General features: G+C 69.5%; 15 protein-coding genes. 4 read left to right on the top strand and 11 right to left on the bottom strand.

Features of this window, described 5'->3' with window-relative positions:
• Positions 1-27: 27 nt before the first annotated feature.
• The 4 genes from P0Y52_00450 to prmC form a co-directional block, all read right to left on the bottom strand.
• The gene (locus P0Y52_00450) at positions 28-735 is read right to left on the bottom strand and encodes a DUF4893 domain-containing protein (protein WEK58040.1); all 708 of its coding nucleotides are present in this window, start codon (positions 733-735) and stop codon (positions 28-30) included.
• Positions 736-863: 128 nt separating this feature from the next.
• Positions 864-2,207, bottom strand: a complete 1,344-nt coding sequence (locus tag P0Y52_00445; GenBank protein WEK58039.1) for an ATP-binding protein — start codon at positions 2,205-2,207, stop codon at positions 864-866.
• 82 nt (positions 2,208-2,289) lie between these two features.
• Positions 2,290-3,273, bottom strand: a complete 984-nt coding sequence (locus P0Y52_00440; GenBank protein ID WEK58038.1) for a DUF4167 domain-containing protein — start codon at positions 3,271-3,273, stop codon at positions 2,290-2,292.
• 282 nt (positions 3,274-3,555) lie between these two features.
• Positions 3,556-4,452 (bottom strand): peptide chain release factor N(5)-glutamine methyltransferase, encoded by an 897-nt coding sequence (gene prmC, locus P0Y52_00435; protein WEK58037.1) that lies wholly within the window; start codon positions 4,450-4,452, stop codon positions 3,556-3,558.
• A 78-nt stretch (positions 4,453-4,530) separates the two neighbouring features.
• Here prmC and P0Y52_00430 point away from each other — a divergent pair, with 78 nt between their 5' ends.
• Together P0Y52_00430 and P0Y52_00425 are read left to right on the top strand one after the other, a co-directional pair.
• Positions 4,531-5,769 carry a YihY/virulence factor BrkB family protein gene (locus P0Y52_00430; protein WEK58036.1) on the top strand — a complete coding sequence of 413 codons (1,239 nt, stop codon included), beginning with the start codon at positions 4,531-4,533 and terminating at the stop codon, positions 5,767-5,769.
• Between the two features lie 58 nt (positions 5,770-5,827).
• Entirely contained in the window at positions 5,828-6,853 is a 1,026-nt protein-coding gene (locus P0Y52_00425) for a DUF2167 domain-containing protein (protein WEK58035.1), read from the top strand.
• On the opposite strand, the gene prfA is transcribed toward P0Y52_00425, so the two are convergent.
• Positions 6,854-7,921 carry a peptide chain release factor 1 gene (gene prfA / locus P0Y52_00420; GenBank protein ID WEK58034.1) on the bottom strand — a complete coding sequence of 356 codons (1,068 nt, stop codon included), beginning with the start codon at positions 7,919-7,921 and terminating at the stop codon, positions 6,854-6,856.
• Positions 7,922-8,109: 188 nt separating this feature from the next.
• On the opposite strand from prfA, the gene P0Y52_00415 reads away from it, so the two are divergent.
• Positions 8,110-8,721, top strand: coding sequence for a response regulator (locus P0Y52_00415; protein ID WEK58033.1), 612 nt, complete (start codon positions 8,110-8,112; stop codon positions 8,719-8,721).
• A gap of 85 nt (positions 8,722-8,806) precedes the next feature.
• The gene (locus tag P0Y52_00410; GenBank protein WEK58032.1) at positions 8,807-9,589 is read left to right on the top strand and encodes a sulfite exporter TauE/SafE family protein; all 783 of its coding nucleotides are present in this window, start codon (positions 8,807-8,809) and stop codon (positions 9,587-9,589) included.
• A gap of 56 nt (positions 9,590-9,645) precedes the next feature.
• Here P0Y52_00410 and P0Y52_00405 read toward each other — a convergent pair whose 3' ends face one another.
• The 6 genes from P0Y52_00405 to P0Y52_00380 form a co-directional block, all read right to left on the bottom strand.
• On the bottom strand, positions 9,646-10,200 hold the full coding sequence (locus tag P0Y52_00405) for a hypothetical protein (protein ID WEK58031.1): 555 nt from the start codon (positions 10,198-10,200) through the stop codon (positions 9,646-9,648).
• Positions 10,197-10,646 (bottom strand): translation initiation factor 2, encoded by a 450-nt coding sequence (locus P0Y52_00400; protein WEK58030.1) that lies wholly within the window; start codon positions 10,644-10,646, stop codon positions 10,197-10,199. The genes P0Y52_00405 and P0Y52_00400 overlap by 4 nt, the downstream gene beginning before the upstream one ends.
• Before the next feature lie 117 nt (positions 10,647-10,763).
• Positions 10,764-11,360, bottom strand: coding sequence for a glutathione S-transferase N-terminal domain-containing protein (locus tag P0Y52_00395; GenBank protein ID WEK58029.1), 597 nt, complete (start codon positions 11,358-11,360; stop codon positions 10,764-10,766).
• 4 nt (positions 11,361-11,364) lie between these two features.
• On the bottom strand, positions 11,365-12,234 hold the full coding sequence (locus P0Y52_00390; protein ID WEK58028.1) for an alpha/beta hydrolase: 870 nt from the start codon (positions 12,232-12,234) through the stop codon (positions 11,365-11,367).
• Positions 12,235-12,294: 60 nt separating this feature from the next.
• Entirely contained in the window at positions 12,295-13,425 is a 1,131-nt protein-coding gene (ispG, locus tag P0Y52_00385) for a flavodoxin-dependent (E)-4-hydroxy-3-methylbut-2-enyl-diphosphate synthase (protein ID WEK58027.1), read from the bottom strand.
• A 64-nt stretch (positions 13,426-13,489) separates the two neighbouring features.
• Positions 13,490-14,548, bottom strand: coding sequence for a helix-turn-helix domain-containing protein (locus P0Y52_00380; GenBank protein ID WEK58026.1), 1,059 nt, complete (start codon positions 14,546-14,548; stop codon positions 13,490-13,492).
• Positions 14,549-14,580: the final 32 nt, after the last annotated feature.

Here is a 14,580-nt window from a genome sequence, read left to right as displayed (position 1 = left end):
GCGCCGGTCAAGGGCCGACAGTCAAGCTCAGCGCGCCGCGGGGACCAGTTCGATCAGGTCCAGGTTGGACTCATTGGCCGGCCAGGGAATAGCCAGACGCCAGCGGCGCTCGCCGATGCGCTCGACCACCGCCACCATGTCCCGCTCCGGGCGCTGGCCATAGGAGCGGGCGGCGGGTTCGGAGGCCAGGGCCATCGAGCCGAGGAAGATCATGTGGCGATCATTCTCGGGAAAGAGCAGACCGCTGGGTCGCTGCGATCCGGTCAGCTTGGAGAATTTCAGGCCGGCGGGCGTCTGTTCGATGCGGCAGGCGAACCAGCCGTAAACGACATAGCCCAGCCCTTCGTCGCCGCCCTGGGAGCCCAGCTTGACAGTACGGCAGCGATAGGTCCCGACCGGCGGCGTCACCGAGGGGCGCGCCGCGTCCGGGACGATGAGGTCGCCGAGCGCGCTCAGATCGCCTGAGCCGGGCTGACGTCGGGCCTGTTGCAGGGCCAGGGTCCAGGCGGCGTCGCGGCGTTGATAGCGGTCGCGGTCGGCGGCGGTGACGACGCCGCGCCAGTCGCTGAGCACCGCGCCGCTGGGGGCGTCGGGGGCCGAAGGCGGGGGCGGCGGGGGCGGGGGCGGCGGCGTGGTCGCACAGCCGGCCACAAGCGCCGTCGCCAGAAGACCCGGAATCAGGGCGTGAGGAAGCCTCGCCTTGAAACGTGAAATACCGGCCGACAACCGTGACATCGCCTCTCCCTGGGACAGGGTCGAAAAGCCCCGCCGCCTAGGAAGCCCTCCCGGCGCGCCGCGTCAACCCCGGCACGGCCGCACAGCGGTCGCCCAGCGGGCCGGATCTCGTCCTGTCGCCCCCTCCTTCAGGCGGCGTCCGCATCCGCCGCCGAGGGGGCGGCCTTGGGGCTCAGGGCCCGCGAAAGGGCCTCGACCAGGGCGGGGATCTGCAACGGCTTGGTCAGGTATTCGGCGAACCCGGCCTCGCGTCCGCGCCGGATGTCGGCAAAGGCCGCGCGAGCCGACAGCGCCAGGACCGGCACGTCGCGCGTCAGCGCATCTTCGGCCAGCCGCGCCTTGACCGCAAAGCCGTCCATGCCGGGCAGGTTGATGTGGAGGATGATGACGTCGGGACGCAGGTCGCGGGCCAGGGTCAGGCCGTCCGGCCCCGTCTCGGCGACGTGCAGCTGGATGCGACCCAGGGCGGCGACGACGTGGCGCATCAGGACGATGTTGGAGGGATTGTCCTCGACATAGAGCAGGGTCGCATCGGGCAGGGCCGCCGCCGGCACGGGCGAGGCGGAAACAAGACGCGGCGTCTCGACGGCCACCGGCAGATGGACGGTGAAGACCGATCCTTCGCCTTCGCGGCTTTCGGCCTCCAGCCGCCCGTCCATGGCCTGGATCAGACGCCGCGCCACCGCCAGGCCCAGGCCCGCGCCCGGCACCTCGGAGGTCTCGCGGCCGAGGCGGTTGAAGGGCTGGAACAGGCCGTCCAGCCGCGCGCCTGGCAGGCCCGGTCCGGTATCATGGACGCTGAGACTGACCCCGTCTGACGACTGGCGCGCCTCGATCAGGACGGCGCCGCCGGGGCGGTTGTACTTGACGGCGTTGGCGATCAGGGCGGTCAGCACCTGACGCAGGCGCTCGCGGTCGGCGCGGGCGGCCAGGCCGGCGACGGCCGGCGGCTCGCGCAGGTCGATGCCCGCCGCCTCGGCCATGGGTTTCAGGGCGTCGCAGACCTGACGCGCGACCAGCAGGGGATCGACCCGCTCGACGCTGAGCGCCAGGCGGCCGCCCTCGATGTCTGCGAGGTTCAGCACCTCGTCCACCAGGGTCAGCAGCCGAGCGCCGGCGGCGCGGATCTGCTCCAGCGCCTGATGCTGACGGTGACTGAGCGGGTCCTGGGCTTCGTTCAGCCGCATCAGGTCGGCGAACCCGATGACCGCGTTCAGCGGCGTGCGCAGCTCATGGCTCATGCTGGCCAGGAATTCGGTCTTGGCGCGGTGCGCCGCCTCGACCTGGGCCGCCTGTCCCTCGGCCAGGGTCAGGGCGGTCTGCAGGTCCCGCGCACGCTGCTCGGCGCGGGCCTCCAGCGTGGCGTTGAGACGCCGCAGCGTCCTGGCCTCGCCCTTGGCCCGGATCGCGAGCCTCAATCCCGCCCAGCAGCCCGACAAGGCCAGGGCGACCACCACCAGAACGAGTTGCATCGCACGTCCTCCCGATAAAGGGAGAATGACGCCCATAGATTGCAGTTATGTAAATATACGCGCTAAAGTTGCGCGTCGGCGATCACCCCTCGTCGGCGGGCTCGACCTTGCGGCGGGGCGCGCGACGCTTCGGCGCCGGAGCCTCGTCCGAAGCCGTCTCGTCCGAGGACGGGGTCGTCGGCCGGGTCAGGAAGCCGGGCAAGCCCATGCCGTCGCTGACCTCGCCTTCGGCGGGGGACTCGGCCGGGGCGCGGTCGGCGCGCGGGCGACGCGGGGCGCGGGCGGGACGAGCCTCGGCCTCGGTCTCGACGACGGGCGCGGCGGCCGCTTCTTCCGAACCGGCTTCCGGCACGTACTCCGCTTCGGCCAGGGCGCGGGCTTCGTCCTCGGGCGTGGCCTCGCCGTTCTCGAAGCGGCGGTTGCGTTCCTCGCGGCGACGCTCCCAGCGCTCGCGGCGGGTCTCGCGGCGACCGCCTTCGCGGGTCTCGCCCTCGGCGCGGGGTTCGCGGTCGTCCGTGCGGGGCTCGCGGGGTTCGCGCGGCTCGCGTTCTGGGCGCGGTTCACGATCCCGGTCGCGGTTGTTGTCGCGATCCCGGTTGTAGTCGCGGTCGCGGTCGCGGTTGGCGTCGCGCTCGGCGCGTTCGGCCTGACGGCGGGCCTCGTCGTCGATCTTCTGCTGCTCGGCCTGAGCAGCGGCGATGATGGCGGCGGCCTGGGCGCCCGACTCGTCTTCGAAGTCGATGTCGAAGCCCTGACCGGCCAGTTCGCGCTGGGCGATCTCGCTGACCGGACGCTGCGGCTGCAGGGCGCGCAGGACGCGGAAATAGTGTTCGGCGTGCTGGGTGTAGTTCTCGGCCAGGACGCGATCGCCGGCGGCCGAGGCGTCGCGCGCCAGCTGCATATAGCGCTCATAGACGGTCTGGGCGTTGCCGCGGACCTTGATGTTCTCGGGGCCCTGCGAGTCCCACGACCGGTTCGGATTGGTGGCGTTGGCGTTGTTGCCGCCGCCGCTGCCGGGCTTCCGGTTGCGTCCGCGCTGACGCTTCATGCCCTTGAAATCTCTCATCGGAGCTTACCGTGCTGGTGCGGGCCGCCGTCGGTTAAGGACGGGCAGGACCCAGTTCGTCGTTCCGTTCGGTCGGGGCCAATCCCCGTATCGATGTGCTCGGAAAACTGTTCGTCGCCCTGTGGTCCGCCGGGCCAACCCGGCCCGACCGTCACTGGCCCAGACGCGCTTGAGCGAGCAAACCGGCTCGAAAAGGATGCGTATGAGTGGGAGACAAGAAACGACTTAGCGCGCGATGGCGTCGTTTCCAAGGCTTTTATTGCAGGGCTGCGTCGCCCCCGGTCACGCTTCCGGGAGGGGATCGACGCGCGGGTCCGGGCCGTTGGTGACGACGCGGTCGCGGTCGCCCAGGTCCTTGACCACCTTGACCCCGGTGAAGCCGGCGGCCTCGAACAGGGCCTTGACCGCCGCGCCCTGATCCCAGCCGATCTCGACGGCGAAGACGCCTTCGGGGCGCAGGATGCGGGCGATTTCCGGGGCCAGGTCGCGATAGGGCTGAAGGCCGTCCGGGCCGCCGTCCAGCGCCAGATGCGGGTCGTGCTCGCGCACTTCCGGGTCCAGGCCGGCGATATCGCCGGTCGGGATATAGGGCGGGTTGGACACCACCAGGTCGAAGCTGTCGTCGGCGAAGCCTGAGGCCCATTCGGTGCGAATGAAGGTGCAGCGGCCGTCCAGATCCAGGTTGGCGGCGTTTTCACGCGCCACGGCGATGGCCTCGGTCGAGATGTCGGTACCGACGCCGCGCGCCCCGGCTCGCTCGGCCAGGGTGGCCAGCAGGATGGCGCCCGAGCCGGTGCCCAGGTCGATCATGTCAAAGGCGCGATGCGGCGCAAAGGCGCGGACGATGACGTCCAGCAGGGTCTCGGTGTCCGGGCGCGGGCTGAGCACGTCGGGGGTGACGTTCAGCATGATCTTCCAGAAGCCCTTCTTGCCCAGGATGCGCGACACCGGCTCGCGCTTCACCCGGCGCGCGACCATGGCCTCGAAGGCGGCGAACCTGTCGGCGTCGAGCACGCGATAGGGATCGTTCAGGATGTCGACGCGGCCCACGCCGGTCGACGCCTCCAGCAACAGGCGGGCGTCGATCGACGGGCTGTCGACTCCGGCGGCTTTCAACTGGGCTTGCGCGCCCTTCCAGGCGGAGAGCAGGGTCGGGGCGGCGGGGGCGTTTTCGGACATGACCGCTGATTGGCGCTTGCAGCGGGCGATTTCAAGACGGAACGCAGATGCAGCGTAGCCGTTGAGGGGCGGATGGGGATGCAGAACCTTCTGAAACGGACGCCGCGACGCCCAAAAGGCGGCGCGGTCTGGCGCTATCTGGGCGCGGCGGCGGGCGGACTGGCGGCGGGGGCCACGGCGGCGCACCTGCTCTATACCCAGGGGCACAAGTACGGCGTCGAACTGAGGCCCAAGCGGCCGGAGCCTCTGGCGCCGCGCGACCCCACGCCCGAGGATTTCGACGCCCGTGAACCGGGGCGCGGCCGCCTGGCCCAGCATCCGGTCCACATCCCGCGCAAGGGCTGGACCGACATCGCCTGGCGCACCGGCATGGGCTATTTCGGCGACCGGGTCGGCTTCGTCGCCGGGGGCGTGACCTTCTTCATGCTGCTGGCCCTGTTCCCGACGCTGGGCGCCTTTGTCACCATCTATGGCCTGTTCGCCGATCCGGCCGACGCCTGGAACCAGCTCAGCTTCCTCTACGAGGTTCTGCCGTCGAACGTGGCCCAGTTCCTGGGGGCCGAGATGACCCGGCTGGCGGGCGGATCCACCGGCCAGCTGACCTTCACCCTGGTCTGGACCCTGGCCCTGTCGCTGATGGCGGCCAACGGCGGGGTGAAGACCCTCTTTTACGGCCTGAACCTCGCCTATCATGAGGTCGAGCGGCGCAACATCATCACCTACAACCTGATGTGCATGGGCGTCACCGTCACGGCCCTGCTGGCGGTGCTGCTCAGTTCGGCCCTGGTGGTCGGCGTGCCCCTGGTTCTGTCGCTGTTCGGCCTGGAGGAGGAATGGGCGCATCTGGCGCCTCTGCGCTGGCCCCTGCTCTATCTCGGCTATGTCGCCGCCCTGGCCCTGATCTATCGCATCGGCCCCTGCCGGGCGCGAGCGCGCTGGCGCTGGCTGACGCCGGGAGCCCTGTTCGCAGCAGCGCTGAGCCTGCTGGTCTCCTTCCTGTTCAGCTGGTTCCTGAGCCATTTTGTCCGCACCGATTCCTATGGGCCGCTGGCGGCGGCCATGGGCTTCCTGCTGTGGACCTGGTTCTCGGTGCAGGTGATCCTGATGGGCGCCCGGCTGAACGCCGAGATCGAGCATCAGACGGCGCTGGACACCACCACGGGCCCGCCCCTGCCGCTCGGCGAGCGCGGGGCCGTCATGGCCGATTCCGTCGGCCCGCGCCGAGGCCATCCGGCGGCCCTCGCCTTCACCCTGAAATACGCCGAGGCCCTGGGCGACCGCATGCTGAAGCGGCGGGTGCGGCGTAAGCCGGGCTAATACCGACTGGAAAATATAACAAGGATACATAAGCTTCCCGGATCAGGGGGAGATTCGTATGTTCAAGATGTTAGCCACAGTCACGGCCGCGCTTTGCCTGGCGCTCGCCGCGCCCGCGACAGCCAGCGTCACGCCGACGCCGGAACAGGCCGCCTATATGGCCGCGATGCGTCGGCTGGAGACCGAGATTCAGGGGCAAGGCGGCGATGTCCACCTGAGCGGTCCCAAGGTGACGCTGCGGCTCGGCGAAACCTATCAGTTCTACGACGCGGCCGAGGCGCGCCGCATTCTGGTCGACGCCTGGGGCAATCCGCCGGCCTCGACCGAGGGGGTGCTGGGCATGATCTTCCCCGCCGGCAAGTCCTTCACGGGCGAGACCTGGGGCGCAGTGGTGCGCTATTCGGCGGACGGCTACGTCTCCGACGACGACGCGCGGACCATCGACTACACCGAACTGCTGACGACCATCCAGAACGGCGAGGACGCCGAAAACCGCGAGCGTGAGGCCGCCGGCTATCCGGGCCTCCATCTGGTCGGCTGGGCGCAGGCCCCGTCCTATGACGCGCAGCGACACGCCATGATCTGGGCCAAGGAGATCGCGTTCAACGGCGATCCCGTCCCTGTGCTCAACTATGATGTGCGTGTTCTGGGGCGGCGCGGGGTCGTCAGCCTGAACATCATTTCGATCATGCCGGAACTGCCCGAGGTCAAACAGGCCGCCGAAGGGCTGATGGCCACAGCCGCCTTCGACGAGGGCGCGCGCTACGCCGACTATCAGGCCGGCACGGATCAGAAAGCGGCCTATGGTCTGGCCGGCCTGGTAGCGGGCGGCGCCGCCGTCGCCGTGGCCAAGAAGGCCGGGCTGATCGGCATCCTGCTGCTGATCCTCAAGAAGGGCGGCGTCTTCCTGGTCGCCGGGGCGGCGGGCGCTGTCGGCTGGGTCCGCTCGCGGCTCGGCCTCAAGAAGAAGCCCGCGTCCCGCCCTCTCTACGAGGCGGAGCTCGCCCCGGCCGACGCCGAACCGGCGATCGACGCCCCGTCCGAGGATGCGCCGCCGCACGCCGCGGACGAACGCCCCGCCTGATTAGCCGAACTCGGCTTCCAGATCGGCCAGGCGGGCGGCCTGGTCCTCGGCGATCAGGGCGTTCAGCAGGGGGTCGATGTCGCCTTCCATGATCTGGGGCAGGCTGTGCAGGGTCAGGTTGATGCGGTGATCGCTGACCCGGCCCTGCGGGTAGTTGTAGGTGCGAATGCGCTCGGAGCGGTCGCCCGAGCCGACCTGGGACTTGCGCGTATCGGAACGCGCCAGGTCCTTGGCCTGACGCTGCATGTCATAGAGGCGCACGCGCAGGTTCTTCATCGCCTTGTCGCGGTTGACGTGCTGGGACTTCTCCGAGGACGTCACCATGATGCCGGTGGGCAGGTGGGTGATGCGCACGGCGGAATCGGTCGTGTTGACGTGCTGGCCGCCGCTGCCCGACGAGCGATAGGTGTCGATGCGGATGTCCTTGTCGTGGATCTCGATCTCGACGTCCTCGACCTCGGGCAGGACGGCGACCGTCGCCGCCGAGGTGTGGATGCGGCCTTGCGACTCGGTCGCCGGGACGCGCTGCACCCGGTGGACGCCGCTCTCGAACTTCAGCCGGCCGAACACGCCCTCGCCGGTGACGGTGGCGATGATTTCCTTGTAGCCGCCCGCATCGCCCTCGGTCAGGCTGTCGATCTCGACCCGCCAGCCGCGCGTGGAGGCGTAGCGCGAATACATGCGGAACAGGTCGCCGGCGAAGATGGCCGCCTCGTCGCCGCCGGTGCCGGCGCGCACTTCCAGCACGGCCGAGGCGTTTTCGTCGGCGTCGCGGGGCGCCAGCAGCAAGGCGACCTCGCGTTCCAGCTCCGGCAGGCGCGCGTTCAGGGCGTCCAGTTCGTCGGCGGCCATGGCGGCCATTTCCGGGTCCGAGGCCATGGCCTGCAGGTCCTCGACCTCGGCGCGGGCGCGGGCCAGGGTCTGTACGGCGTCGGCCACCGGCTTCAGCTCGGCGTACTCTTTGGACAGGCGCACGATCTCGGCGCCGTCCGAGGCCGCGCTCATGCGCGCCTCCACCTGGTGGAAGCGGTCGAGCACCTGATCGAGCCGGGCCTGGGGCAGTCGCAAGGGAGCGTCCTTTGAAGGGAAATTCGAGCGCGGAGCCTTACCCGCCGGACCGCCCCCTGTCGATGAAAAGGCCGGAACACGCGCAGATGGAGCGATTGTGAACAGCCGTCACAAGCCCGTCAGGCCGGTTCCTTCGCCGCTGCAAACCCCCTAGCTGCACCGGGGCTGAAACAGGAATGGAGACAGGCATGTTCGACGGAAACGCGGATGCGACCGTAGGCGCGGACGACAATGTGGCGCGGCTGTGCGCCCTTTACGACGGCTTGCTGGAGCAATCGGATGCGACGATTTCCGCCGAGGCCGAAACTGAACTGAAGGCCCTGGCCAAGATTTTCGATCTGGACGCCGAACGGCCCGCGGCCGAGCTGTGGCCCGCCGTGCGCGCCGTCCTGGTGCGTCAGGCGCCGGCGGAGACGCCGGCCGCCGCGCCCGAGGCGGTCGGCCCCCTGACCATCCTGCTGGTGGAGGATGACGCGGAGGCGGCCGCCGCCCTGACCGAGGCCCTGGACGCCGCCGGCCATCGCATCGTCGGCCCCTTCCACAGCGCCGAGGCGGCCGAAGCGGCCACCGCGCTGCACGCCATCGACCTGGCTCTTCTGGACATCAACCTGTCGGGCGAGGCGACCGGGGCCGATCTGGCCCGCAGCCTGAAGGCGCGCTGGGGCGTGCCGGTCATCTTTCTGTCGGGCGACGTCAGCGCCGCCGCCGCCAACGCCGAACTGGCCGCCGCCATGGTCATCAAGCCCTACACCGGGCGCGACGTGCTGGACGCCATCGCGCGGCTGGACCTCGTCGCCTGATCTGTCACAGACGCGGCAACCAAAAGCGGTTGGGGACCATTGCCAAGTCGGACGCGCGATGCGCCTGATGCGGCCAGGGGGCTGAATGGACACCTTTTTCCTGTTTCTGCTGGTGGGCGTTCTGGCCCAGGCGGTCGATGGCGCCCTGGGCATGGCCTATGGGGTCATTTCATCCTCGGTCCTGCTGGCCCTGGGCGTGCCGCCGGCCATGGCCTCGGCCAGCGTCCACGCGGCGGAGGTCTTCACCACCGCCGCCTCGGCGGGCAGCCACGCCTGGCACAGGAATGTGGAGTGGCGGCTGTTCCTGCCCCTGGCCGTCGCGGGCGTGATCGGCGGTATGCTGGGCGCCTATGTCCTGACCGGCATCGACAGCCATCTGATCAAGCCCTTTGTTGTCGGCTACCTGGCCCTGATCGGCATATGGATTCTGTGGCGCGCCGGCCATGACGTGAAGCCGCGCCGCCTGCCGGCCTGGATCACCGCCCCCATCGGCGTGGTCGGCGGCTTCCTCGACGCCATCGGCGGCGGCGGCTGGGGGCCGACGGTCTCCTCCGCCATGGTCGGCGCCGGGCACGACCCCCGCAAGGCCATCGGCACGGTCAACACCGCCGAGTTCTTTCTGACCGTGGCCATCTCGGCCACCTTCGTCTGGGCCCTGGTGACCGGCCATTGGCAAGAGGCGGGCGCCCTTGAGAACCACGCCGCCGCCGTGGGCGGACTGGTGGTCGGCGGCCTGATCGCCGCCCCCTTTGCGGGACTGATCGTCAAGAAGGTGCCGCGCAAGGCGCTGACCTATGCGGTCGGCGGCCTGCTGATCACCCTCGCCGCCTTCCAGGGCGCGCAGTTGGCCGGACTGGTCGGCCGATAGAAAAAGGGCGGGACCGGCGCTGGGCCCGTCCCGCCCCATAAGGCGTCAGCGTCGGATCAGCGCGCAGTGTGGGCGCGGAAGCGTTCGATGAAGGCCTTGATGTTCTCGCGAATGGCGTACTCGTTCGCCAGACGCAGGCGCTCCGTGCCGACGAGAGCCTCGCCCATCTTGGCGGTGCCCGTGGCGGCGATGGTGTCGTCGAAGACGACCCGACCCGAGGCGTCCGTCACCGAATAACGAACGCGGCTGGTCACCGACATGTCGAGGCCGGCGAAGGGCTGCTTCAGCTCCAGCATGGCGGCCGTCAACGACAGCGGGGCGGCCTCGGTCGCGCCCAGGTAGCCGGTGGCCTTGAGCGAGTTTTCCAGGGCCAGACGGAAGTCGCCGCTGGCGACCTCGGACATCAGCAGGGGATTGGTGTCCGTGCCGCCCGACACGTTGACGATCTTGACCGCCTGATAGCCGACGTCGCCGGGCTTGGCGGCGGCGACGGTCGAGGGCAGGACCGTCATGGCGTCAGGGCGGGCGGCCGAGGCGCAGGCGCCCAGCGACAGCAGGCCAAGAGAGACGGCGACGATGGCTGCGCGACGCATCATGACGGCGCGGCTCACGGTTGAGCCTGCGACGCGGCGGCGACGGGCTTGGCTGCGCCCACAGGCTCAAGCGTCACCACCAGCGGGTTGGGGGTCAGATCGTTCATGGCGCCCGAGGTGGCGTCCACCACGCCGCCGACCACGCCGCCGAAGATCAGGTTGCCGGCCATGCCGGTCGCGCCGCCGCCCGAGACGCCGCTGGCGATCTGATGTTCCTGGGTCACATAGCCGTCGCGCGAGATCGTCACCTTGAAGGCGTCCTTGCGCGGCATGCGGAAGGTGCAGGGCGTGGCGTCGCACTGGAAACCGTTGGAGGTCGCCGCGCGGGCGCCGGGCGGGCTGCTTTCAACAGTAAATTGCTGGGTCGTGCCGCGCGTGATCGTGGCGCAGGCCGGCAGGCTGAGGCTCAGACCGGCGAGCGTCAGGGCTTGCACGGCGAAGCGTGCATGGCGTTTGGAAATCATGATGATCCCTGGAAGGATACGGTCACGCCCCCCCGGCGGACCTGATTTCAGGTTCGCATCACGATGTTCGCTCGTCAATCACAAAGGCGTGACTCAAACAACAAGGTTCGACGTCAGTCAGGCCGGAACGGTGGCCTTGAAGCTGGGACGCTGCTCCAGCGCGGCCTGGAGCGCGACCAGGTTGGGCCGACCGGTCTCCCAGTCGTAGTCGGGGTGGCGGAAGCTGATCCAGCTGACGGCGATTCCGGCGCTGAGCACGCCCATGTCGACATCCCCGGCGTCTGGCGCGGCGGCTTCCAGGGCGTCCAGCGCCCGGCCCATGTTGAAGGTCCAGCGCGACATCCACGACGGCGACCGTTCCTGCTCGGGACGGCGTTTCTCGAGCACCAGCTTGACGCCCATCTCCAGCGTGGCGTTGGCCAGGGTCTCCAGACGCTTGACGCGCAGCCACTCGGCGCCCCCAGCGGGCAACAGGCGCGGGCCGGAGCCGAGGGCGTCGAGGTATTGGCAGATGACCGGGCTGTCGGTCAGCGGCAGGCCGTCCTCGGCGATCAGGGTCGGCACCTGCACCACCGGATTGGTCGCCAGCAGTTCCGGCGCATTGGCGTAGGGATCGACCGCGATCTCCTCGATGCGCTCGGACAGCCCCTTCTCATGAGCGACGATGCGGACCTTGCGGGCGAAGGGCGACGGGGTGGTGATGTAGAGCTTCATGATCTCAGCGCCGTTCAATGGTCACGCCCTCGGGCGCAGTCAGGGTGTCCAGTCGAGCTTGCGCCGCCACATCATTCAGGGCGTGCGCGCGCATGAAATCGACCGTCGTGGCGGCCATCAGCTCGAAGTCGGCGGCGTCGGCGTTGCCGACGAAGCTGTGGTCGGCGCCCGCAAAGGTCATCAGCATCTTGTCGCCGGCAGGACTGGTGTCGAAAGCCGCTCGGTGATCGCGGGGCTCGGTGACAAAGCCCGGCACCAGATCGGCGTCGCCCGTGACGATCAGCACCGGCGTAGAGACTGTGGCGTAGGTCGAGGGATTGACCAGACCTGGCACGACGCCCGGCGTGGAGATAGCGATCACCGCCTTCACCGCCGGGTCGCCCAACGGTCCCGCGACGCTGACGGCGCCCGCCGCCATGAGCGAATTGAACGAGCCGAAGGAGTGGCCGCCCGCGATCATGGGCTTGCCGGGATGGCTGGCCTGGGCATAGCCGCGCACCACCGCCAGATCGACGATCCGGGTCATGACAAAGCTGCGCTGGTCGCCCTCGGCGTGACGGGGGTGCTGCAAGGAGTCCGTGTGCAGCGGCGCGATGACGGTGAAGCCGTGGTCGGTCCAGTATTTGATGATGCGGTGATAGCGCGCCGGATCGCTGTTCCAGCCGTGACTGAAGACGATCACCGCCTGCTCGTCCGCCGCCGGCCAGACGCTGATATCGATGGTGCGGCCGTCGGGCGCGGGCAGTTCGACATGGGTTGCGGGCGTGGCGGTCGTGGCGGTCGCAACTGCCTGCGTCTGCGCTAGGACCGGGCTCGTTGCGACGCTCCCGAGCGAAAGAGCGAAAACGGACGCAAGCGCGACGCGACGGATCATGACGTTACCCCAACCACTGATCCGGCCTGACTAGCGCAGCCTTTGGGAGCGGAACAGGGCCTATTCCGCCGCCTTGCGCGCGGCGTCCAGTTCGGCGGCCTTGGCTTCGACCAGTTCGACGATGTGGTCGATCATGCCGTCATTGGCCTGTTTGCCGGCGATCTTGCCGTTCAGATAGACCATGCCCGCGCCCTTGCCGCCGCCGGTGAAGCCGACGTCGGTATAGAGGGCCTCGCCCGGTCCGTTGACGACGCAGCCGATGATCGACAGCGACATGGCCGTCGAGACATGGGCCAGCTTCTCTTCCAGGATGGCCACCGTCTCGATGACGTTGAAACCCTGACGCGCGCACGACGGGCAGGCGATGATGTTCACCCCCCGGTGGCGCAGCCCCAGGGATTTCAGGATGTCGAAGCCGACCTTGATCTCTTCCACCGGGTCGGCGGCCAGGGAGACGCGAATGGTGTCCCCGATGCCGGCCCACAGCATGTTCCCCATGCCGATGGCCGACTTGATGGTGCCGGTGCGCAAGGGTCCGGCCTCGGTCACGCCCAGGTGCAACGGGCAGTCGATGGCCTCGGCCAGCTGCTGATAGGCGGCCACCGTCAGGAAGGGGTCGGACGCCTTCACCGAGATCTTGAACTCATGGAAGTCCAGGTCCTGCAGGATGCGGGCGTGGTTCAGCGCGCTCTCGACCATGGCGTCCGGGCAGGGCTCGCCGTATTTTTCCAGCAGCTCCTTTTCCAGCGAGCCGGCGTTGACGCCGATGCGCATGGAGCAACCGTGGTCGCGGGCGGCCTGAACCACCTCCTTGACCCGGTCGATGGAGCCGATGTTGCCCGGGTTGATGCGCAGGCAGGCGGCGCCCGCCTGAGCGGCCTCGATGCCGCGTTTGTAGTGGAAGTGGATGTCGGCCACGAGCGGCACGCGAGCCTCGCGCGCGATGGTCCTGAAGGCCGCCGTGGACTCCTCGTCGGGGCAGGAGACGCGGACGATGTCGGCCCCGGCCTCTTCCAGCTGGCGGATCTGCTCCAGCGTCGCCGCCGCGTCGGTCGTCGGCGTATTGGTCATCGACTGGACGCTGATCGGGGCGTCGCCGCCGACGGGGACGGAACCGACCATGATCTGGCGGCTCTTGCGGCGCTCGATGTGGCGCCAGGGACGGATGTGGCCGAGTTCGGAACTGCTCATGTCGCGCGGAACATAGGCGAGGAACGACGGCAAAACCACGACATCAGCCGCGGTCCGCGACGATTCATCTCGCGGGCGGCGGCGTAACCGGCGCCGGGGCCGTGGGCGCGGGCGCAGCCGCGAGAGCGGCGGCGGCTTGCGCGGCGCGGGCGCGGGTCTGGGCTTCAGCAGCGGCGGCGGCGCGGGCCTCGGACTGACGCGCATCGGCCTGGGCGCGGCTGTTCAACTGCCCCAGAGGCGACTGGGCCGCCGGCAGGGCGCCGCCGTGTTCGCCGTTCAGATAGACGTCGAAGGCCGTCGGGTCCGACACGTCCACCGTGGCCGAGACGTTCGGCGGGGCGCGCCAGGCCTCGCCCGCCGCCAGCTGACGCGCGAACAGGATGCGGCCGTCGCTCTGGCGGACGACCAGGCTGGCGGGCTTCCTGGCCTGAAGAATGACCTGCGAGGTCGTGGCCGAAGCGCCGAAAACGGCGCCGCGCGGGTTGAAGGCCGCCTGAACCGGCGGCGCGGGCGCGACCACGGCGTTGGGATCGTCAGGGTCGATCCCCGTGAGCTGCGCCTCAAGCCCAGGGGTGATGTATAGCGCCGGGGTGGTCTGGTCCGGCGGGGCGGCGCGCGGCGCGCCCAGATAGAGGGCGCGGTCCGCCTCGGCGTCGGCCTCCCTGGCCCAGTCCTTGGGCACGGCGACCAGATCGGAGGGGTGCGGCGGCTCGATGCGGACCACGCGCTGGAAGACGTTCCAGCCGACCACGGCCACGATCAGCACGCCCAGGGCGGCCAGAACCTTGGGCGAGGTGCGGCGCATCTGTTGCAGCGCGGCGCCGGTCGGGGCCTGAAGCGGCACCGCGGCCTCGGGGAACTCGCGCTTGAAACGCTCGACCGCCGTCAGTTCGTCCAGACCAAGCGCGCCCGCATAGGCGCGGACATAGCCCATGGAGAAGATGCGCGACGGCAGGACCGAAAACTCGTTCTGCTCCAGCGCCGTCAGATAGCGCGGATGCACCCGCGTCATGGTCGACAGCTGGGCCATGGAGCGGCCCGAGGCGAGACGGGCCGCGCGCAGGGCCTCGCCCAGCGTCTCGGCGTCCTCGAGGGACGGCGCGTCTTGCCGATCCTGATCCATGCGGGGTTCCGTTGGCGGACGCGGAGGCGCCC

Source organism: Candidatus Brevundimonas phytovorans, from assembly GCA_029203145.1.
In the GTDB taxonomy this organism is placed as follows: domain Bacteria; phylum Pseudomonadota; class Alphaproteobacteria; order Caulobacterales; family Caulobacteraceae; genus Brevundimonas; species Brevundimonas phytovorans.
Note: the sequence above shows the minus strand (reverse complement) of the source record. Positions and strands in the feature narration are given on the sequence as shown.

Bases quoted from the DNA above. Each gene is read 5' to 3' on its own strand.
- P0Y52_00395 (WEK58029.1), bottom strand. From the start codon at position 11,360: ATGAAGCTCTACATCACCACCCCGTCGCCCTTCGCCCGCAAGGTCCGC.
- P0Y52_00380 (WEK58026.1), bottom strand. From the start codon at position 14,548: ATGGATCAGGATCGGCAAGACGCGCCGTCCCTCGAGGACGCCGAGACG.
- P0Y52_00390 (WEK58028.1), bottom strand. From the start codon at position 12,234: ATGATCCGTCGCGTCGCGCTTGCGTCCGTTTTCGCTCTTTCGCTCGGG.
- P0Y52_00425 (WEK58035.1), top strand. From the start codon at position 5,828: ATGTTCAAGATGTTAGCCACAGTCACGGCCGCGCTTTGCCTGGCGCTC.
- prmC (WEK58037.1), bottom strand. From the start codon at position 4,452: ATGTCCGAAAACGCCCCCGCCGCCCCGACCCTGCTCTCCGCCTGGAAG.
- P0Y52_00400 (WEK58030.1), bottom strand. From the start codon at position 10,646: ATGATTTCCAAACGCCATGCACGCTTCGCCGTGCAAGCCCTGACGCTC.
- P0Y52_00440 (WEK58038.1), bottom strand. From the start codon at position 3,273: ATGAGAGATTTCAAGGGCATGAAGCGTCAGCGCGGACGCAACCGGAAG.
- P0Y52_00415 (WEK58033.1), top strand. From the start codon at position 8,110: ATGTTCGACGGAAACGCGGATGCGACCGTAGGCGCGGACGACAATGTG.
- P0Y52_00445 (WEK58039.1), bottom strand. From the start codon at position 2,207: ATGCAACTCGTTCTGGTGGTGGTCGCCCTGGCCTTGTCGGGCTGCTGG.
- P0Y52_00450 (WEK58040.1), bottom strand. From the start codon at position 735: ATGTCACGGTTGTCGGCCGGTATTTCACGTTTCAAGGCGAGGCTTCCT.
- P0Y52_00430 (WEK58036.1), top strand. From the start codon at position 4,531: ATGCAGAACCTTCTGAAACGGACGCCGCGACGCCCAAAAGGCGGCGCG.
- P0Y52_00410 (WEK58032.1), top strand. From the start codon at position 8,807: ATGGACACCTTTTTCCTGTTTCTGCTGGTGGGCGTTCTGGCCCAGGCG.
- ispG (WEK58027.1), bottom strand. From the start codon at position 13,425: ATGAGCAGTTCCGAACTCGGCCACATCCGTCCCTGGCGCCACATCGAG.